20 protein-coding genes are annotated in these 20,923 nt (G+C 43.5%); 6 read left to right on the forward strand and 14 right to left on the reverse strand.

Features of this window, described 5'->3' with window-relative positions:
* Positions 1-169: 169 nt before the first annotated feature.
* The 3 genes from Q4533_RS05245 (at position 170) to Q4533_RS05255 (ending at position 4,252) form a co-directional block, all read left to right on the forward strand.
* Positions 170-1,408, forward strand: coding sequence for an amidohydrolase (locus Q4533_RS05245; protein ID WP_303502266.1), 1,239 nt, complete (start codon positions 170-172; stop codon positions 1,406-1,408).
* Between the two features lie 70 nt (positions 1,409-1,478).
* Positions 1,479-2,804 carry a pitrilysin family protein gene (locus tag Q4533_RS05250; protein ID WP_102476591.1) on the forward strand — a complete coding sequence of 442 codons (1,326 nt, stop codon included), beginning with the start codon at positions 1,479-1,481 and terminating at the stop codon, positions 2,802-2,804.
* Positions 2,804-4,252: a pitrilysin family protein gene (locus Q4533_RS05255; protein WP_303502188.1), complete on the forward strand. Its 1,449-nt coding sequence runs from the start codon at positions 2,804-2,806 to the stop codon at positions 4,250-4,252. The genes Q4533_RS05250 and Q4533_RS05255 overlap by 1 nt, the downstream gene beginning before the upstream one ends.
* Positions 4,253-4,403: 151 nt before the next feature.
* Here Q4533_RS05255 and trmL read toward each other — a convergent pair whose 3' ends face one another.
* The 8 genes from trmL to Q4533_RS05295 form a co-directional block, all read right to left on the reverse strand.
* Positions 4,404-4,868, reverse strand: coding sequence for a tRNA (uridine(34)/cytosine(34)/5-carboxymethylaminomethyluridine(34)-2'-O)-methyltransferase TrmL (gene trmL, locus Q4533_RS05260; RefSeq protein ID WP_102476589.1), 465 nt, complete (start codon positions 4,866-4,868; stop codon positions 4,404-4,406).
* Positions 4,869-4,942: 74 nt separating this feature from the next.
* On the reverse strand, positions 4,943-6,328 hold the full coding sequence (locus Q4533_RS05265) for an ATP-binding protein (protein WP_303502191.1): 1,386 nt from the start codon (positions 6,326-6,328) through the stop codon (positions 4,943-4,945).
* The gene (locus Q4533_RS05270) at positions 6,328-7,014 is read right to left on the reverse strand and encodes a response regulator (RefSeq protein WP_102440184.1); all 687 of its coding nucleotides are present in this window, start codon (positions 7,012-7,014) and stop codon (positions 6,328-6,330) included. Before Q4533_RS05270 ends, Q4533_RS05265 begins: the two co-directional genes overlap by 1 nt.
* Before the next feature lie 158 nt (positions 7,015-7,172).
* Entirely contained in the window at positions 7,173-7,616 is a 444-nt protein-coding gene (locus Q4533_RS05275; protein WP_303502193.1) for a hypothetical protein, read from the reverse strand.
* A 93-nt stretch (positions 7,617-7,709) separates the two neighbouring features.
* The gene (locus Q4533_RS05280; protein WP_303502197.1) at positions 7,710-9,467 is read right to left on the reverse strand and encodes an aryl-sulfate sulfotransferase; all 1,758 of its coding nucleotides are present in this window, start codon (positions 9,465-9,467) and stop codon (positions 7,710-7,712) included.
* Positions 9,468-9,504: 37 nt separating this feature from the next.
* Entirely contained in the window at positions 9,505-10,266 is a 762-nt protein-coding gene (locus Q4533_RS05285) for a hypothetical protein (protein ID WP_303502200.1), read from the reverse strand.
* Between the two features lie 179 nt (positions 10,267-10,445).
* On the reverse strand, positions 10,446-11,057 hold the full coding sequence (locus tag Q4533_RS05290; protein ID WP_303502202.1) for a disulfide bond formation protein B: 612 nt from the start codon (positions 11,055-11,057) through the stop codon (positions 10,446-10,448).
* Positions 11,058-11,065: 8 nt separating this feature from the next.
* The gene (locus tag Q4533_RS05295; protein ID WP_303502204.1) at positions 11,066-11,668 is read right to left on the reverse strand and encodes a thioredoxin domain-containing protein; all 603 of its coding nucleotides are present in this window, start codon (positions 11,666-11,668) and stop codon (positions 11,066-11,068) included.
* Positions 11,669-11,940: 272 nt separating this feature from the next.
* Here Q4533_RS05295 and Q4533_RS05300 point away from each other — a divergent pair, with 272 nt between their 5' ends.
* Complete coding sequence (locus Q4533_RS05300; protein ID WP_303502208.1) at positions 11,941-12,702, forward strand: TetR/AcrR family transcriptional regulator; 762 nt, start codon at positions 11,941-11,943, stop codon at positions 12,700-12,702.
* A 274-nt stretch (positions 12,703-12,976) separates the two neighbouring features.
* On the opposite strand, the gene Q4533_RS05305 is transcribed toward Q4533_RS05300, so the two are convergent.
* The gene (locus Q4533_RS05305; RefSeq protein ID WP_303502209.1) at positions 12,977-14,413 is read right to left on the reverse strand and encodes a cytochrome C biosynthesis protein; all 1,437 of its coding nucleotides are present in this window, start codon (positions 14,411-14,413) and stop codon (positions 12,977-12,979) included.
* Positions 14,414-14,953: 540 nt separating this feature from the next.
* On the opposite strand from Q4533_RS05305, the gene Q4533_RS05310 reads away from it, so the two are divergent.
* Together Q4533_RS05310 and Q4533_RS05315 are read left to right on the forward strand one after the other, a co-directional pair.
* Positions 14,954-15,460 (forward strand): Spy/CpxP family protein refolding chaperone, encoded by a 507-nt coding sequence (locus tag Q4533_RS05310; RefSeq protein WP_303502211.1) that lies wholly within the window; start codon positions 14,954-14,956, stop codon positions 15,458-15,460.
* A gap of 65 nt (positions 15,461-15,525) precedes the next feature.
* Entirely contained in the window at positions 15,526-16,395 is an 870-nt protein-coding gene (locus Q4533_RS05315; RefSeq protein WP_102440170.1) for a cation diffusion facilitator family transporter, read from the forward strand.
* A gap of 162 nt (positions 16,396-16,557) precedes the next feature.
* Here the strand turns inward: Q4533_RS05315 and Q4533_RS05320 are convergent, their stop codons facing one another.
* The 5 genes from Q4533_RS05320 to Q4533_RS05340 form a co-directional block, all read right to left on the reverse strand.
* Positions 16,558-17,073, reverse strand: a complete 516-nt coding sequence (locus tag Q4533_RS05320; RefSeq protein WP_303502212.1) for a gluconokinase — start codon at positions 17,071-17,073, stop codon at positions 16,558-16,560.
* Between the two features lie 223 nt (positions 17,074-17,296).
* A complete protein-coding gene (gene glnG / locus Q4533_RS05325; RefSeq protein WP_102440172.1) occupies positions 17,297-18,712 on the reverse strand; it encodes a nitrogen regulation protein NR(I) in 1,416 nt (471 codons plus the stop codon).
* A 30-nt stretch (positions 18,713-18,742) separates the two neighbouring features.
* Positions 18,743-19,780 (reverse strand): nitrogen regulation protein NR(II), encoded by a 1,038-nt coding sequence (glnL, locus tag Q4533_RS05330; protein WP_102440173.1) that lies wholly within the window; start codon positions 19,778-19,780, stop codon positions 18,743-18,745.
* A 126-nt stretch (positions 19,781-19,906) separates the two neighbouring features.
* Entirely contained in the window at positions 19,907-20,455 is a 549-nt protein-coding gene (locus Q4533_RS05335; protein WP_102440174.1) for a DUF4124 domain-containing protein, read from the reverse strand.
* Positions 20,456-20,546: 91 nt separating this feature from the next.
* On the reverse strand, positions 20,547-20,858 hold the full coding sequence (locus tag Q4533_RS05340; protein ID WP_102440175.1) for a pyrimidine/purine nucleoside phosphorylase: 312 nt from the start codon (positions 20,856-20,858) through the stop codon (positions 20,547-20,549).
* Positions 20,859-20,923: the final 65 nt, after the last annotated feature.

The raw sequence follows: 20,923 nt of genomic DNA on the forward strand, positions 1-20,923 counted from the left end.
AAATCGACACAATTTCAAATGTGCTTTGGATAACAAAATATTTAACAATTCAAGGGATACGCGGTAGATTGAAATACTACAAAAATGATAAAAACATGGATGATTTATGCGCTTAACGATACTTGCTGCTTGCCTTGCGGTTGCCTCTGGCACTTTTTCTGGTTCGATAATGGCTCAAACCCCTAACGCAGCACAACTTGCAAGCGATGTTGAAGCTAAGGTGTTGGAGTGGCGCCGTGACTTACATCAGCACCCTGAACTGTCTAACCGCGAGTTTAGAACCAGTAAAGTGATTGCCAAACACCTTGAGTCTTTAGGCTTAGAAGTACAAAGCGGCATTGCGCACACTGGTGTAGTGGCGATATTAAAAGGCGCAAAGTCTGGGCCGCTAATCGGCATTCGCGCAGATATGGATGCGTTGCCAGTCACAGAAGAGGTTGATTTACCTTTTGCCTCCAAAGCCACTGATACTTATCGTGGCCAAAAAGTCGGCGTGATGCATGCCTGTGGTCATGACACTCATGTGGCGATGTTAATGGGCGTGGCAGAGAATCTGGTCAAGTCTAAAGACAGCCTCGCTGGCGATGTGATGTTTATCTTTCAGCCCGCAGAAGAAGGCGCGCCAGCGGGTGAAGAAGGCGGCGCAGAGTTAATGCTTAAAGAAGGCTTATTTGCTAGCCGCAAACCTGATCAAGTGTTTGGTATGCACGTAACCTCAAGTATGCCCACAGGGATGATTGGTTTGCGAGCAGGCCCTGCGATGGCTTCAGAAGATTCATTTACGATTACGGTAAAGGGTCGCCAAACCCATGGTTCTCGTCCTTGGGGCGGGGTGGACCCGATTGTGGCTTCAGCGCAAATAATTAATAGCGTACAAACCATTATTAGTCGCCGCGTTGATGTGACTAAAGCGCCGGCAGTGGTGAGTTTTGGCGCCATTAATGGCGGTATACGCTCGAACATCATTCCTGATGAAGTTGAGTTGATTGGTACTATCCGAACCTTTGATCAAGATATGCGCGCCGACATTAAAGTAAAACTAGCTGAAATCGCGACGCTTTCTGCTCAAACCCTCGGCGCCACAGCCACCACAGAGATTGATGCAGGTTATCCAGTTACGGTTAATAACCCTGAATTAGTCGCAAAAATGCGTCCGGTTATTCGTGAGGTTGTGGGCGATGATAATCTCATTGAGCCAGGGCTTATCACCGGCGCTGAGGACTTCTCCTACTATGCGCTTGAAACGCCGGGGCTGTTTTACTTTTTAGGGGTGACGCCAGCAGGCACAGATCCTGCCACTGTCGCCAGTAATCATTCGCCAGCATTTTTTGTTGATGAAAAAGCCTTAAAAGTGGGCGTTGAAACCATGACTCAGCTGGCATTAACTGCGCTAGGCGCGGTGAATTAAGCGATAAAAATACTAACAACGGGTTGTAGCAGGCCTGTTGTTCATTGCAATGACTTACAAGGAAACCATTATGAAACGCAACATCAGCGCGTTATGGGTATTACTCAGTTGCTGGGTGAGTACCGCGGCGATGGCCACCACAGTCGAGGATATCAATAGCTTTACTCTGGATAATGGCATGAAAATTATGGTGCTAGAAGATAGCAGCATACCCAATGCCAACATGTATTTGTTTTGGAAAGTGGGTTCTCGTAATGAGGCACCGGGCATTACTGGGATCTCGCATTTTTTCGAGCACATGATGTTTAACGGCTCAAAAAAGTATGGCCCTAAAATGTTTGACCGCACCATGGAAGCCGCGGGTGGCGCTAATAATGCTTATACCACTGAAGACACCACGGTATACACCAATTGGTTTCCTGCCAATGCGTTAGAAACCATTTTTGATCTCGAAGCTGATCGCATCGCTAACTTAGATATTAATTCGCAGATGGTAGAAAGCGAGCGTGGTGTGGTGCAATCAGAGCGCACCACAGGGCTTGAAAACTCCAACTGGCGCACCTTGCAACAAGAAGTAAAAGGTGCAGCGTTTAGAGCTCACCCTTATAGCTGGCCTGTGATTGGCCATGAGTCAGATATTGCCGCCTGGTCGCTAGCGGATTTACAGCAATACCATAAGACTTACTATGCGCCCAACAATGCTGTGGTGGTGATCGCAGGTGATGTTAAAACCGCGGAGGTGAAGCGTCTAGCGAAGCAATATTTTGGCGTCATTGCCGCCCAGCCCGCGCCATTAGCCGTTCGCACTGTAGAGCCGCTGCAAAAAGGTGAGCGCCGAGTCTTTGTTGAAAAAGCCTCTGTCACTACCCCTAATGTGCTGCTGGCGTATCATGTGCCATCCACGAAACATGCCGATTATTATGCGCTAGATATACTCAGCACTATTTTCAGTGAAGGTAATAGCTCACGGCTTTATCAAGGCTTGGTGGATAAGCAACTGGCCTCCGATGTGATGTCATATTTGCCGATGTCATTTGACCCTAATCTGTTTTACTTTCTTGGGGTCGCCAATGCAGGGATTGATGCATTGCAATTAGAAGCCTCAATGATTGCCGAGATAAACCGTATTGCCCTTGAAGGCGTTAGCGAGCAAGAGCTTGAAAAAGTGAAAAACATCAAGCTAATGGATTTTTATCGCACCATGCAAACCATCAATGGCCGCGCTAATACTTTAGGTCGTTATGAGCTGTATTTTGGCAGTTATGACAAACTATTTAGTGCGCCTGCAGCCTACAATAAGGTAACCGTTGCTGATATTCAGCGTGTTGCGCAAACCTATTTACGTAAGGCCAATCGCACCGTGGGTGTGTTAGCCGCCACAGAGGGAGCTGACTAATGATGTCATTGATAAAGCTTAAAAAGACCAGCGCCTTAACGGTATCAGCCATAGCGCTTGCTTGTGGTGTGGGGTTGGCGGGCTGCAAAGCCACGACTGAGTCAAGCAAGCCCCTCGATACTGGCAGTTTCAGTATGCCGCAATATCAATCCATTACCCTTAAAAATGGCTTATTGGTTAATTTGATGGTGCAACAAGAAGTACCGATAATTAACTTTAATGCCGTTGTGCGCGCAGGGGCGGTAAACGACACCACATCTGGGGTGTCGTATATGACAATGAAAAGTTTATTACTGGGCGCCGGCGGTAAAAGCAAAGCTGAAATTGAGCAGATGGTGGACTTTCTCGGTGCAAGCTTATCTACAGCGTCAGGGCGTGAAAGCATGATGCTGGAAGCGGATTTTATGAGTAAAGATCTTGATACCATGCTCGATATTATCCAGCCAGTGCTCATAAGCCCTGACTTTGACCATAGTGAATTTGAAAAACTCAGACAGCGCGAAATTGTTGGCTTGTCACAAGCGAAAGAAAGCCCACGGGCGGTAATCGGTCGTTACTACAATAAGTTGGTATTTGGTGAGCATCCTTACGCCAATCCGATATCAGGCAACAGTAAGTCATTAGCTGATATTAATGTCACTCAGTTACGGGCCTTTCATCAAAGTTATTTTCAGCCAAAAAATACCGCCATTAATGTGGTGGGTGACTTTGATATCGCAACCATGAAAGCCAAGCTGTCAACGGCATTTGGCGGCTGGAAAAACACTGACACTGCGGTGCAGCCTGATTTAACACAAGGGCTAGCGCCATTAACTGCCAGTAAGGTGTTATTAGTTGATAAACCCGATGCCATTGAAACCACTTTTGTTATTGGCGGTTTGGGGATTAAGCGCGATAACCCTGATTATGTGGGGCTAACGGTAGTAAATACCATTTTAGGGGGCCGTTTTACCTCATGGCTTAATGATGAGTTACGGGTTAACGCCGGGCTCACTTATGGGGCGCGTTCTGGCTTTAGTGCCTATTCTGCTGCAGGGGTGTTCTCTATCAGCACCTTTACTAAAACCAGCACCACCAAAGAAGCCATGGATTTAGCTTTAAAAACCTATGGCCGTTTATGGGAGCAAGGCATTGATCAACAAACCCTAGATTCAGCCAAAGCTTATGTCAAAGGTCAGTACCCTCCTAAGTTTGAAACCGGTGGCCAACTGGGCGAGTTACTGGCTGATATGTATATCTATAACTTTGATGATGCATTTATTAATGAGTTTCAAGCCAAGGTCGATGGGCTGACATTAGCCGAAACCCAGCGTCTCATTAACCGTTACTTTCCAAAAGACAATTTGCAGTATGTGCTTGTTGGTAACGCGGCTCAGATTGCCGATATTGCCAAAGAGTATGGTGAGGTTACTAAGGTTAATATTACCGATGTGGGCTTTGGCCAATAAGCTATCTCAGCGCGGAACAGGTTAAATAAACAAGCCTCGCATTATTGCGAGGCTTTTTGTTGGCTGCATTATGTGATTGGGATGAACCACTTAGTCTGAACCACTTAAGCCAGATTGATGTTTGAAACTTACCGTGGTTAAAACCTAAAACCTAGCTGGCGCCAGCAAAGTCCAATTGACGCCAAGCTTCATAGCTAATAATCGCCACTGAGTTAGACAGGTTTAAGCTGCGACTGTTAGCCGTCATCGGAATACGTAAGCGCTGCTCAGTGGGAATCGACTCAATGACATCCATAGGTAAGCCACGGGTTTCGGGCCCAAATAACAATACATCATCAGCAGCGAACGACAGCTCAGTATGAGGACGACTACCTTTGGTGGTGCAGGCCATAATACGTTTACCTGCCATGACGTCAAGGAAGGCTGCAAAATCTTTATGACGGGTGATATTGGTTAAGTCTGAGTAATCTAAGCCGGCGCGTCGAAGTTTTTTCTCTTCTAAATCAAAACCTAATGGCTCTATTAAATGTAGCTTAGCGCCATTATTGGCACAAAGACGGATAATGTTACCGGTATTAGGGGCAATTTCTGGTTCATAAAGCGCAATATGGAACATGGATAGCTACCTTCATTGATTGAGCTGGGAATTATACGCAAAACCAGCTGCTGGTGGTAATCAATTCACAATGTTCAATTCGAACGGCAGATCCGCTCAGGCAGGCTAATCACCACCTTGAGCCCATGGGGGGCAATATTGCTGGCATGTATCTCGCCTTTATTGAGCTTGATGGCGGCTTGGGTAATCGCCAGACCTAAGCCCCAACCACCTGATTCTCTGTCTCTTGAACTATCAGGGCGATAAAAAGGCTTAAATATTTTCTCTAACTCAACGTCTTCAATACCAGGACCATCGTCTTTAATGGTAATGACGACCTGTTGGTGTTGCTTTATTGCAGTGATTGAAATGTCACTATTGGCATAGCGAATGCCATTACGCAGTACATTTTCAATCGCCCGAGAAAGCGCTTTGGGGTAGTGATCTAGGCTAATGTTTTCTGGTATATCAATGAGTAATCTTTTCTGTTGTTGCTCGGCTTCAAATTCAGCATCATCAAGAATTTGACTGAGAGACTCGGCAAGTTCTAAGTGGACTTTATTTTCAGTATTACTGATGGTCACTCGCGATAAGGTCAGCAATTCTGCAATCAAAGCTTCTAGCTGCTCAGCTTCATAGCCAATGCGCTCAATCTCGACGCTGCTTTGTTGTTTTTTGCGAGCCAGCGCTAAAGAGAGTTGTAAGCGCGTTAAGGGGGTACGCAGTTCATGGGAGATATCACCCATTAGGCGCTGCTGGTTATGCATCATGGTTTCAATGGATTGCGCCATGGTATTGAATGCTTGTGCTAACTCGCCCATTTCATCGCCTCTGGCGGCAATACTGTCATCGACTCGAGCGCTTAAATCGCCGCTAGCAAGAGCGTTAGAGCTATGCTTGAGTGAGCGAAGTGGTTTGCCTAAATACCATGCTAAAAAGCCACATAATATGCCAGATAAGATCATGGCGATAATAGTGGTTAATAATTTATGGTCATTAAAGAAAAAGAACCAAGGTCTAGGGTGGTTATCTGGTACGCGACTGTAGATGCGATATTCTTGTTCCCCTGCAGTAAAAGTGTAAGGTCCAAAAATCAATTCATCACGGAACTGATGGCTCATTGGCGCGTTAAACTCTTCACTAATCAGCAAGAACTCTCTAAAGGTTCTAGGGACTTGCCTGCTATTAATCACAAGGTCTTGGTCATTGGTGATATAGAACTTAATCATTTTGCCATTTGGACTGCGATGGCGATGCAAGCGTTTTAAAGCTTTGTGATCTTCGAGTAATTTAGGATCTTCAATAAATGGTTTAGCTGTGCGTTTAAGTAGCTGTTGCTGCTTGGCTGTCATTGGCTGTTTGTCGTGGTTTTGCTGCAATAAAGGCAGTACAGCCACAAAGCCAATAATTAAAGAGCTGCCAAGCCAAAAGCCCAGCAGTAATTTGACAAATAAACGATTTAACGAAGATAGCTTACTCATTATGGGATCCAGATATAGCCTTTACCACGGATGGTTTTTACTCGAGGGCGACCATCGTGACGTTCAGGTAATTTTTTGCGCAGATTGGATAAATGCATGTCTAAACTGCGGTCAAATGGCATCAGTTTTTTACCCAAAACGGTTTCACTGAGCTGCTCTTTAGTGACCAAATCGCCTGCTTGAGTGATCAAGCTATGAAGCAATGAGAATTCAGTGCCGGTAAGAATAATAAGCTGATCATTACAGTACAGCTCTTGTCTGGCTTGATCTAAGCTTAAATCACCAAAGCTAATGGTATCTTGGGCGCCTGCATCTGCTTGAGTGAGGCTAGAACGGCGTAAAATAGCGCGTATACGGGCCACTAATTCACGATCGTTAAACGGTTTTGGCAGGTAGTCATCAGCGCCAATTTCTAACCCTACTACTCGGTCAATTTCATCGCCTCTGGCGGTAAGCATCAGCACTGGAGTTTGCTTTTGGGTGCGCAGGGCGCGCAGCACTTCAAAACCATTGAGTTTTGGCAGCATAACGTCTAATAAGATTAAATCAAAATCTTGATTCTGCGCAAAGTCTAGCCCTTGCTGACCATCAAATGCTTGAGTTAATTCAAAGCCTTCTAGCTCTAAAAGCTGGGCTAATAACTCTGATAAACCTGCGTCATCATCGACTAATAAAATTCGACTCATGGGATCCTCGCTCAATAATAAGCATTCACTATATAACGAATGAATAGCCAAGTTTAGTAACATTGCATACTTTTACATATTGGCCGTTTAGGGCAGAGATTAGCCACGAATTTGAATGCCGTCATCATTGTAAATGAATGAAGTGTCGTACCAATGAGTCAAGATTCATACTTCATTGGTAAGAAGGAAGGCAGTCTAGGGATAGGGATAGGGATTTCTTTGAGTAATAAAGCTGAGGCATCCCAAGGGAAAGTGAGTTTTGTGACAGCAAAGGTCTGGATGTTTTTGTTGTTCGTGACAATGCCATTCACACCATTCACACCATTCACACCATTCACACCATTCACACCATTCACACCATTCTCGGCAGTCAAAGCTCGCAGCTGTAACCTTTCGATTTCATTTAGTCCGTAAATTAAAAAGAAAGTTGAATACTCAATCCCCGTTGGAAATCTTTCGCTTTTCAGCAAATGTCGCAGGGGCTGCTGGGGCGATCCAAGAGGGGTGAGCTGTTTCACCCATCTTGGTCTGGTGTGGGCGAAGCGCCACGACTTTAATCCAAACGAGGTTTGGAAAGCGCACAAACAAAAAGCGAGTGCCATTTAATAGCACTCGCTTTTATTAGATTAACTTATTGAAGATTTGTCACTTTTTACAAATAACGTTTAATCTTAATATGAGTAAGACTAACTATGTTACTTAAACATTTCGTTTGCACGAACAACGGTAGAACGATAGCCAGGCTCATGTTTCGTTAATGTCTTCACTTTAATTTCGACTTTAATTTCATTTGTTTCTGGGTCAACTTCAGTGATCCAATGCTCTGGAGCCTGTTTAGGGTCCAATAGTCCTGCTGATGCAGAAGCCATGAACATCGTTTTAAGATCTTGCTGCCATTCGGTAATTGATGTGATTGGAGAATACCACTCAAAGCCACGCTCTTTGCCGTATTCCCATGTTTGCTTCACGGTCATTTTTTTATCATTAACTTTATATTCAACGCCGCGGCTGTATTTCATGCTAGGCAGTGCTGGTTGCTCAAGACCTCGGCCATCGCCATTATCAAATACGGTTACCGTGCCTCTTTCTGGTACTGCCCAAGCGGTATGCTGAGTCCAGGTCCAGTCAAAGTCACCTTGACAACCTTTGTCGTTACAGTCTAATTTTTTGCCTTTTTTGTTTACTGGGGTCAGCACTTTCTTGGCAAGTTCGCCTTTCCAGCCAGCAGGAGTACCTAGAATCCATTTGACTTCATTATCGCGACCGACTTTGATCACTGCTGATTGGTGACGAGCTGAGATAATAATTGAATCATCTTCAGCATCATAACCAATTGAGTTAATGTGCAACCAGTTACGACCCGCACCGACTCCGGCAACGTCGCCGTAAGGTTCATTTCTTAGCTGCTCAGCATCCATTTGTGCCCCAGCTTTATCCACATCTACATTTAAACAAACAGCGCCCATATCCAGTGATAACAATACATCATCACGCATATTGTCGAGAATGTTATTGAAATTCCACTCATGAACAACATCACCGTTTTGATCAACTTCAATAACAACGTCACGAACGGTATCAACTTTCATACCATCGGCAGATATAAAGTCACGTTTACCAACGCGCAACAAGTAATGTCCATTTGGCATTTCAGTTATTTCATGGGAAAAACCATTGTAGCCTCGAGGTAGATCATGCTTGAAAATTGGTTTACCTAAAAAGTCATATTTTGCATAGTATGGCGTATCAAAGCCTTGATTCGGCTGGAACATCAAGCCTTGACCAAAAATCAATTTACCATCGCTAGTTTGTTTGAAAGACATTGATCCGCCTGGACGGTCGTAGATGACATCAGCACGCATATGCCAGCGAACATCACCTTGTGTATCAATGATATTTTGTGTCGGATGCCAATCCCAATGGTCACGCATATTAGGGAAAATAACCTGACCATCAACGAGGTATAGGCGCTCTTCGAATCCTTTTGCTACTGTTAATGGCTCATATTCATATTGCGTGCGATCTTGTCCATCAATATGGATTTGAGGAAGTGCCGAAGTGCGAATTTTGTACTCTTCAGTTACCTTTTTACCTTCAAGCTTGTAAGACACTTTTACAGTATTAAGGAAATCTGGGTACATACCAAAAACAGGAATACCGTTATGCGTCAATACTTGGCTACTACTGACGGGGTAATCAATATCAACGCCATCACGGCCTTTACCTATAACGGTTACATTAACATCAGAGATAGTTTTCCCACCTAGGTCAATCACTGCTACCAGAGGGCTAAACTTGTAAGGATCAACATATACAAATCCTAACTGACCTTGGGCTACAGCAGTCGAAGCAGTACCGGGTAAATCTCCGCCTGCGTATACGTTGTGAGATACCATTGCACCAGAACTTGCAAACGCAATCGCCAGAGTCAAACTTAATATTGTTTTTTTCATCTTGAATTCCATAATATTATTGGTGTATTAAATTAATTTAGAAGTTGTATTGCATTGAATAGAACATGGCATTTTGCCAGCCCTCTTTACCTAGGTTGTTCTGTGCATATCGGTAAGATATTGCTGCCGAAACGCCGCCACTGATATGCCATCTGAGGTTGGCACTACCATTAAAGCCATGGTCTTCAATATCGCCAGATACGATGAGGTAATCATCGCCGCGGCCAAAGTAATGCTCTTGCCACCAATTGAAGCTGAAATCTTGGTTATAGGCGCTGAAATCTTTGCTGACACCTATATATGCGTAACCGCCATTGAACCCATTAGCATCAAAACTTTCGCCATTAGCCTTTTTAAAGTGGGCGTAGTCAGAGGTGACAACGTGGCCTGCTAGCGCAACCTGGGTGTACCAGCCGTTATCCCAGGTTTTGTCATGGCTAAAGCCAAGTAAGGTGTTGGTTTCTGACCAGACGGGCTTTTGCTTATTAAAGACCTGCCCATACCAGTTAAAGTCACTGTCTCCCATGTTGATTTGGCCGACGATGTTTATTTCAGAACCCATTAAATCGGAGTCGGTAAAATCTTCTAATTTGACGATGGCAAAAACGTCACCGAAGGCGTTGCCTGTGGCACCCTTGATGGCAATGTATTCGTTCTCACTTTTCCCTTCACCGAAATAAGCTTCGGTTCTATCGCTCCAATCCATGATGCCAACTTCGACGGCAAGCATCCCGGCACTGGCCGCAGGTATCGTAAGCGCCCCCATCAAACCGATCATTAACGCTGTTTTATTCATCATTTTCATCCTGACTGATTGTTTTTATATGTTGCTTAAATATCAATGCTGCTATTTTCTATGGGTTACCCAGCAAGCTGACAGTTAACGGTTATCAATCTATTAAGTCGATGAGCTGCCAGTATTTTCGAATTACTGGCAGCCTAAAGTCATTGCTACAGCAGCATCTTGTACCGAGGCTATTATTTTCTTGCCTTAAAAGTTTTAGTTAAAAATGCAATGGTTAATGGCAGTGCGCAGATGATAAATACGCAATAGCTCATGATGCAGTATTGAGCCATATTCAAACCAAACAGTGACCAATCGTCTTCACCACAAATACCGCTAGGGGCAAATTCATATGGGAACCATTCATGTAATGGAAGATTTAGTGGGAATCTAGGCTCTAGTGAACAAGCATTTGCGCCTTGACCGGATTGAAATAGATCTAGCCCTGTGTCTGCAGCGTGTGATGCGACATGTTGACCGGATAAAATAATGGCCTTATCCATACCGTAAATGATGCCGTACCATGCTAGCGCTAAGCCAAGCACTTTAAGGATGTTATGCTTTGGATTGACAATCATGATCACGCCAGCGATTAAAATACAGAACTGGCTAAAACGGATGTAGACACAGTTCTCACAAGGGTCACCTTCAAGGAACCATTGGAAATAACCCATAGCTGAACCCAGCAAAAATACACAAACAGAGGTCATTACAATCCAGACTGCACGCCCTTCCTGTGTGGCTTCTAATGTTGGTAGCGGGTGAGCTTTAAGATCTGCTACCCACTGCTTAAATTGATTAATCATGGTAAGTCCTAAAGGTTGTTCTTAATGGTTTCGTCAAGGTTGCCTAATGAGGTGATAGTGCCGGTATCTATCATTTTGTTGCCATTGACTACGATTGCGGGAATACCTTTAACTTTGGCGATGGTTAGGGCAATAGTGCGGTCATAGGCCAATTTTTCTTGTGCCTGTGGTGTGTCCAGCGCAGCCTTAAAATCAGCTAGTGAGATACCTGCGGCTTTAAGGCCAATAGCGGCTAATTCGCCTTCTACCGCGTTAGAGCCTTTAAGGATTTTAAGTTTTTTGTCATGAATTGCTGCGTACATGGCGAGTTTGGCTTGTTGGTATTTTTTGTGGCTAATGGTATTAGCGGCGGCTAACACTTCGCACGACTCAACGCCAAGCTCCCCTTTGTTTTCTAAGCAAATCGCCTGAAATTGGGTACCTGCTGGCAGGTTTTTGATGAGGTTTGGGGTAACTGCTTGTTCGTATTTGTAGCAAAATGGGCAATAAACTGAGTACACTTTTTGTACGGTGTTATCCAGTGCTGGCGTGTCAATTGTAATCATTTCAGCTGCTGATGCTGTGAATGTCATGAATAATGCTGCTGCTAATGTAGTAAGTGACTTTTTCATATGTTCTCGCTAATACTCAGGTTGGTTTCTGATGATTATATTAGCGGGGTTCAGCGGCGGGTTCCGTGAGCCAATGAAACGTTATTGGAAACCAGAGGTTTACATTTTTAGTGCTGTACTTCCCAGTTTTGCAACAAAGAAAGCTGGTAGTCGCACACATTAAAATATTTTAATCTCCATCACATTATAGGCTTTTATAGGGAGGAATAGGGCGAGATATTACCCAGGAAGTGAGATAATAATTTCGAGTTCAATTTTGAAAGAAATATAGTATGAACAATTACTTACTAGATCCGCCTCAAATTATAACCAACATTTTAAAGGCTTCTTCTGAGGTCATAAAAGAGCAAGGTATTTGTTCCTTGAAAATGGCAACAATAGCCAGTCGCGCCGAGTGTTCAAAAAAAACCTTGTACCAATACTTTAAATGCAAAGAAGACATTGTGGTGTCGCTGTATGTTCAACATATCAATGATGTGGCTACCCATGTGAATGAGATACTTTCTTCAGATACGCTCTCAAACCAAGAGAAAATCATCTATTCAATGTCATACGACCCCATGAAATGTCTGGCTGCAAAAAAAAATGATCTATGTATTAATTTTTTAGGTGTTAACCCCCATATCTATGAGCTTGCTAGCTCGGAGTTTGTCGGTAATCTGAAAATTAATTTTATGGAAATAAAAGAGCAAGCTGAAACTATGTGGCAGACTGTTATTGCAGAAGGCGAGTTGTTATCTAGCAAAGAAGAAGTATTAAACTGTATTGTTTTGCTTAATCAAGTGGAGAGGGGGGCTGTTGTTATGGGGCAAAATAGATTTGTCAGGCAGTTTGGTTATGATTGCGACTTCAGGCCGACTTTTGATTCACTGTGCAGCGTTATGTATAGCTTAAAGTGGCAACACCAATGTCCATCGGTTTGTTATGAAAATATGCTAAAAACCATATCACCGCTTGTATATAAAAAAAGTAAAATAGACATGCGCCATTACGCGCTCATTATGGAGTCGCTCAAAGAAGATATTGAACTATAACCTTGAGCGGCGCGTGTTATAGATCAATTTATAACAGGCGCTAATAGATAAGCTCAACTTATTAAAAGTATCGCTGATTGAAAGAATTACCCATTAACATCTTAGTCATTTAACAAAGTGCAGCTACCAGCAAAAGGGAGTGTATGCCTTTGCCCTTTGGTTTGAGCTTCGGCTGCACTTTGCCGCTAAATGGGCTCATAGGCTCCATTATCGGCTCAATTAGAGGCACATTTAGCGGTTCAATGCGACAACTGCACCATTTAGAAATTAAACGTTACTTTTTCAAATAACGTTTTATCTTAACCACGATATAGGTCAGTAAAATAGACCCTGCAATTAATCCTACTGAGAACACCACATCTTGTAATGCGGTTGGATTTATCACCAGCATTCCGCCTAAACCTAACATCATAATCCCTGACATGAGTTTTAGTACTTCGCCCTCTTTTTCTGTGAGCTTACGTTTACCTAATGTGGCAGCGAAGACGATGACAATAGTGGCTAACGGGATGATATAAATAACGTTGTAGGCAATGAGATACAAATAGCGTTCCATGGTATCTAAGCCTGAAATTGACAGCACTGAGGTATAAATCATTGGGAAGCCAGCGGTACATAATAGCTCGTAGGCATTAGCCAGTATCGCCAGTACCGCGGAACCGAAAATAAGTGCCGGTAAAGAGCTAGCTTTAGATAATTTGCCCATGCGTTTGATTAAGCTGCCGCGGTTTTCAACTGACATAGACAAACTGACATCGCCTTTACCAAAAAAGAAATCTTTAATATTCACTACTGCCGCCACCAGTGCGATAACTCCTGCGCTAGTAATTATCCAGCCGCCATCACCACCGCCAAGTAACTGGAATAAGTTTAGCCACGCGCTCATAAAGATAAAGTAAATAAAGCCCGAGAAAAACACAAAGATACCGCCCACTAATAACATGCGGCCACGACTACCGGCATTCACCATAATGCTAAGCAAAAATAGCAATACGAAGAAGGCACAAGGGTTAAAGGCATCGACGCCGGCGAGGACTAAGGTCAACACAGGAAGTGACATTTGCTCTGGTTGAACTGCACCAATTAACGGAATATCAACGGGCTGGATATGTGGCGTTGAATCGAGCTTTGCTTGTTCGCTAGTAGTCGTACTAAAGTTCATCCCACAAGTGCTGGGGTTATTTGGATCTGAATCATCAGCACAGGTTTCAAAAAGCGGGCTACTAGCAGTGGTTTTTTCGGTATAGAAATCAGCCATTAAGTCTTTGCTTGGCAAGCTGCCTGCATTTCGTTGATAACAAGCCTCTAGGCGCTGCAGAATATAGCGTCCGGTGACATCATGGCTGTTGTAGCCAGTAATGGCTTCGCCACAGACGGCGACATAAGGCACTGACTTGGGTTCAACCCCGGTTAATTCGCCCACGGCCATGAGTTTGTCGACACTGCCAGGCTCGCTAATAAGGTAATCTTGTAAATGAATCCAGCTATAGCGCTCTGCTAAGGCATCTATAAAAGGGTGAGCCTCCTTACAATGTGGGCAGGTCGCAGACCAAAAAAAGTGTAAGTTAATCTCGGGGCCGGCTTGGGTTTGATTAACCCAAATACTGGCATTGGGTTCGTGAGGACTGGGTGTCACGTTACTTTGTGCAAAACCACAGACAGAAAATAATAAACTACTAATAAAAATGATATTGCTGACAACTTTGTTCATCCATAACCTCAATTCAATCATTTACCGCATTTAGTCACTCATAACATCAGTCATTCACTCTTAGCTGCAGTCTTTTGTCACATGCGCTTAAATTATCTCTGATAAGTCGCACTCGCTATAAAGCTAATGTCTCATAATGTTAACTACTTAGCGCTAACTTTGATGTTACAAGTGTAACTTTGTTCATTATGAAAATGATCAAACCTTTAATACGTGAGCTTGCTCCCATTCTCTGCATCGAGGTCGTGATTATGGGCAATTTTATTGAAGAACAAGATATGTGTTGATTAAAAAATGGTCTTTACATTTTTTTACTGAGCCAACACCCTCATTGACATTGCATTCGCTAAACTTGTTTCATTCCTACGAAACAGTATGTAGGTGACCCCAGATCCCGTTATCAGTGCGATGTTCATTTTCATACTGACAACACAAACGATTTTGAGCCTAAGGTGAGTTTTTGATTGGTTACATTTGATGGATTAAATGGTTAACCGTCGGTCTTAGCGGGTTCAATAACTTGAGATAAAAGGTGAGATTATGAAAACACGATTAAAGATGAAAAGCAGCGTTTTAGCTCTAGTAGCATCATCAGCATTATTAGCTGGTCAACTTTATGCCGCAGAGCCTGCAGATACCTCAGTTAAAACTGAGCAAACCCAAAAAGGTGAACGCGCTCACGGCGGCAAACATCACGGTAAAAGCATGCATAAAGGCGTACGTAAAATGCTACGTTCTTTAGATCTTACCGAAGCGCAAAAGACTGACGTTAAAGCGATTATGGCTAAGTACAAAGCTGAAAAAGGCGAGCGTCCTTCAGCAGAAGAGCGCAGTGCACATAAAGCAGACATGTTAGCGTTAATTACTGATGCCAACTTTAATGAGTCTCAAGCTGAGCAAATCATTGCTGCTAAGCAGGCGAAGCAAACACAACAAATGATGAATTTCTTCAAAATGCAAAATGAAATCTATCAAATTTTGACAGAAGAGCAGCAACAGAAATTTGAATCACGCTTTATCAAGGTAAAAGGTAAAGGTTCTCGTTAAATAAACCAAGACTCCGCTATAATAGAGATTAACTAAATGGCTTAATTACTAGTGTTTTCTCTATTATGACTGCAGAATCTGAATACGATTTTTGGGTAAAACTTGCCAGCCGAGCCGCGGTGGCAACAGCATTAATCCTGATCGTGATAAAACTACTCGCTTGGCTCTATTCAGGGTCGGCGAGTATGTTAGCTTCCCTTACTGACTCCTTTGCTGATGCCTTAGCATCCATAGTGAATTTCATCGCTATTCGCTATGCCATTTTACCCGCTGATGACGACCATCGATATGGTCATGGTAAAGCCGAACCTCTTGCATCACTTGCCCAATCTGCTTTCATCTTAGGCTCAGCATTTTTGTTGATGTTTTATGGTGGCGAACGGTTAATTAATCCGGTAGAAGTGGCCCATGCAGGCCTTGGGGTCATTGTCTCCATTATTGCCTTAGTCATGACTTTTGCCTTGGTGATACTGCAGAAAAAAGCCTTAGCCAAGACCAACAGCACCATAGTCGAAGCGGATTCATTGCATTATAAATCAGATTTATTTTTAAACGGTGCAGTATTGCTGGCATTGGTATTAGCACAATATGGCTGGTGGTGGGCTGATGGCTTGTTTGCAGTATTGATTGCCTTATACATTGGTCATCAAGCATTTGATTTAGCGTATCGCTCGGTTCAGTCGTTATTAGACAGGGAGCTGGATGAAGAGACTCGGGCGCAGATTGTTGCCATTGCCACCGCGGATCCGCGGGTGAATGGTATTCATGATTTACGGACGCGTCAGGCCGGTAAAACCACCTTCATTCAATTTCATATTGAATTAAATGGGCAACTGTTATTACTTGAAGCCCACGAAATTACTGATGGCACTGAAGATCGCTTACGGGCAGAGTTTGAAGATGCCGAAGTGATTATTCACCAAGACCCGATTTAATGGCTGATGACATCAATTGCAGTTGATACCGCAGTTAATAATACTGTTGCTATCAAGGGCAATATTAGCCAAATAAAAAGCCTTAACTGTTATATGCAGTTAAGGCTTTTTTACATCTGCAGCCAAGTGATGAGTGCGGTTTTGATAATGTTGCGGTCGAAATTAACTTGATTCTAACTCGGTTAAAGCTTTTAAAGCTTGCTGGACAATGGCTTCAATAGAATTATCAATATTGACAGTGATCACGTCAGGCTCATTGCTTGGATCTTCTAAGGTGGCAAATTGACTATCAAGCATGTCAGCTTTCATAAAATGGCCATGACGGGCTTGAATTCTTTTTAAAATTAGTTGGTAACTGCCTTCAAGATACAGAAATACCACATGATTATTGCCCTCGCGTATTTGCTCGCGATAGCTTTGTTTTAATGCTGAACAGACAATCACTGCAGTTTCGTTTTTTTGTTCAATGCTAAATGCAGCATCCCTTATGCGCTCAAGCCAAGGGGCGCGGTCGGTATCATTGAGCGCTTCGTCCTTGGTCATTTTGATGATATTGGCTTTAGGATGTAGATCGTCACCGTCAATAAACTTAGCCTTGATAACAGCAGCTAAGCGCGCAGCAATGCTACTTTTTCCGCTGGCACATACGCCCATGACAATAATGCTTTTTGCGGCCATTTTCAGTCCTTGCAGTTATGTTGAGCGATATACTTCGCGGCTTTACAGCTCATGTGTTTGTGGTAATTGAGGGTTGTTACTCGCTCCATATTCGAAGCTCTGAATAATGCTTATACTCTGAGTTAATAGTGCTTAAACTACAAAACTAAATCAATATAGTCATAAAAAAGGAGTCATTTCATTATCGAAATAGGACTCCTTTTAGGCTGAAATAAGCAGGACTTTAATCCATTTCAAGCTCTTTTAGCTTGCGGGTGAGTGTATTACGCCCCCAGCCTAAACGTTTAGCGGCTTCTTGTTTATGGCCTTGAGTATGCTTTAGTGCGGTTTCAAGTAAAATTCGCTCAAAGGCAGGTTGCACTTCAGTTAATAAATCACTTTCACCGGCAGAGAGCTTTTCATCAATCCATTGGGTCAGCGCCATTTGCCAATCAGAAACACCATTAACACGCTCGCTGGCACTGATGGGATCTTTTAGCAGCTCAGGCGGTAAATCCTGAGGCAGGATTTCTTGCCCCGATGCCATCACTGTTAACCAGCGGCAGGTATTTTCAAGCTGACGCACATTACCCGGCCACGGCAGTTGCTCAAGTTTTTTAGCGGTTTCTTTAGTGAGGATTTTAGGCTCAACGCCGATTTCTTTGGCGGCAGTGGCAAGGAAATGGCTTGCTAACTGAGTAATATCCTCACGGCGCTGAGAAAGCGGTGGTAAATGTACTCTTATAACATTGAGACGATGAAATAAATCTTCACGGAAATCGCCTTTTTGCACCAATAATTCTAAGTCTTGGTGGGTTGCGGCAATAATACGTACATCAACTTGCACGGCAATGTGACCACCAACCCGATAAAATTGCCCATCAGCCAATACCCGCAATAGACGGGTTTGCACATCTAATGGCATATCACCAATTTCATCTAAGAATAGTGTGCCGCCATTGGCTTGCTCAAAGCGCCCTTGGCGCACATTAGCGGCACCGGTGAAGGCACCTTTTTCATGACCAAATAATTCAGATTCAATCAAATCTTTGGGGATTGCTGCCATGTTAAGGGCAATAAAAGGGTTTTCTTTACGGGGGCTATGTTTATGCAGCGCCCCAGCAACTAACTCTTTACCGGTACCAGACTGACCGTTAATAAGCACACTAATTGATGAGCGAGATAAACGGCCAATAGCGCGAAACACCTCCTGCATTGAAGGCGCTTCACCAATAATTTCTGGTGTTTTAAGCTTTTCTGGCTCAGCTACAGGCGGCGGTACTTGCTCTGTTGCATGGGTCAGTGCGCGCTCTACCAGCGCAATGGCTTCATCAATATCAAAAGGCTTTGGCAAATATTCAAATGCCCCTGCTTGATAGGCACTGACGGCACTATCCAGATCCGAATGAGCCGTCATGATGATCACCGGAATATGCGGATAGTGCATTTGCAAGCGATCAAGCAAGGTTAAGCCATCGGTACCCGGCATACGGATATCAGATACGATGACAATAGGCTGAGATATTTCTAAGGCTTGCCATAACGACTCTGCAGCGGCAAAACTTGCCGTTGTCAGTTTAGCTCCCGCTAAGGCTCTTTCTAAAACCCAGCGAATCGAGCTGTCGTCATCAAGGATCCAAACTTGTTCGCTTATGTTCATATCACTTCCTCTTGAGCCATCATTGGCAAATTATTGTAATGGCAAAATAATCGTAAATTCTGTTTGTCCTGGTGCCGATATACAATCAATCCGACCTCCATGTAATCGTGCAATATTATGGGCGATGGATAATCCTAATCCTGAGCCCTCCTCACGGCCGGTGACCATGGGATAAAACAAGGTATCTAATAGGTCTGCAGGGATCCCTGGGCCGTTATCGATAATCGACAATGCCAGTACCAGCTTAAAACGCTTAGTGCCTATGGTGACTTGATGCTGGGTGCGAGTGCGGATGAGTATTTCTCCGCCATTAGGATCTAATGCTTGCGCGGCATTTTGCACCACATTGAGCACCGCTTGCTGTAATTGATCAGCATCCATGTCCATATCGGGGATTGAAGGGTCATAATCTCGCTCCAAGCGGATATTGCTTGGTAGGGTTAGCTCGACTAAGCGCAGCACTTTTTGAACTATTTGATGAATATTGTGGGTTTCATGTTGAGTCGGGCGCTGAGGGCCCAATAGTTTATCAACTAAATTTCGTAGTCTATCGGCTTGCTCAATAATCAGATCGGTAAATTCTTTAAGGCTTGGGTCTTCTAGTTCCCGAGATAATAGTTGCGCCGCGCCTCTTAAGCCACCTAATGGGTTTTTAATTTCATGGGCGAGGTTACGCACTAAAAATTGTGCCGCCTGTTGCTGAGCATCTAAATTAAGTTGTTGATGAATACGATGTTGTTGATCAACTTGACGTAGTTCTAGCAGGCTGATGTTGTCTTCACTTTCCATCGGTATCAGGGTGATATCGATGATGTGGTGCACGCCATCAAGAGTAATTAACGCCGCAGTGTTGACGGTGATCCCTTGATTTGCGTTAACCGAGTCTTGGAGGAGCTCGGCTTCAACGCCCATGAACTGATATAGCTCAGGTAAACGCTGCTCTAGTAATTTATTGCTGCCAATACCAAGAAGTTGTTCAGCTGCAGCATTGGCATAACGCGGCCGTAATTCGTTATCGATAACGAATACAGCGGTAACCAAATGATTCAGCAGATTGTTCATGTCCATCAAGTGTCCTGCAAAGTAGAGTTGCACTACTATGTTGCACCAATATGGTGCGATGCGCAACTTGTTCTACACTGGCAACTTGTTAAAACAATCTCAAATTCATAATATTTATCTTTTTGATATATATCACTTTTTACTTGGCAAAGGTCGAGGCTTTGCGATTGAGAAAACAGATGCTTGGTGTAGAAATATCTTTCTTGGAGAACTTGATGCAAGGACTTTGCCGTTTTGGGTCAAAACTTTAACCACGAGATTATGTTCACCGCGATTCACTTCGGTAACATTAAAAATACTGCTTGATTGCGGCTGACCATAAAGTAAGTCGTCGATATACAGCGCCATTAAAAAGCCACTGGGTAATTCTGGTGCAGCACTGGCAACCACAGTAAAGTTGCCATTGTTATTGCGAATGGTTTCTTCTTGGGTCGGATTAACAATACGTACCCGATACTCTACTGGTTTAGCTTCTTTTGGGCTGCTGTCTGTTTCTATGACGGTGGGCGCAGCAACACTGTTTTGGGTATTTTCACTCAATTCTACTTGTTCAGCATTTTCTCGTGGTTGGTCGCTGTAATGTACATTTCCTTGTTCATCAACCCAGCGATACACGGTGGCATGACTGATAGAAAAGATAACACTGCATAAAATAAGAGTTATTAATAAGGTTAAACGCATTTGGGGTTCCTTCACCTTCAGCTTTAAACTTTATAATATTAGCCTCTTTTGAATTAAAGATCAGTATTAACTGCTGATTAACATAGGCTAATTACTTGTACTCGCAGCAATATTCGCTAATTTCATGGGTACGAATTTTAAAGGTGACTTTCGCATCAAGTGTAAACAGTTGACCTGCTGGAACGGTTTGCCATTCACTCTTGTTGGGTAATAGCACCTCAAATGAACCTGAAGTCACATTCATGATTTCAGCGACAGCAGTGTCAAAGCTGTATTCGCCCGGCAACACTACTCCGAGAGTCTGCTGGCTTCCGTCATTAAAATGAATGGTACGACTGATGACTTTACCTTCAAAATAAACATTGGCTTGCTTGGCTACGTTAACGTGATTAATGACGGTCATATTATTCTCTGTTGATTAATTATTGAGAGAAAATATATAGTCGATTTAAGTGAGTTAAAAGTGAA

It is taken from the genome of Shewanella sp. 6_MG-2023, from assembly GCF_030547195.1.
Classification (GTDB): Bacteria; Pseudomonadota; Gammaproteobacteria; order Enterobacterales; family Shewanellaceae; genus Shewanella.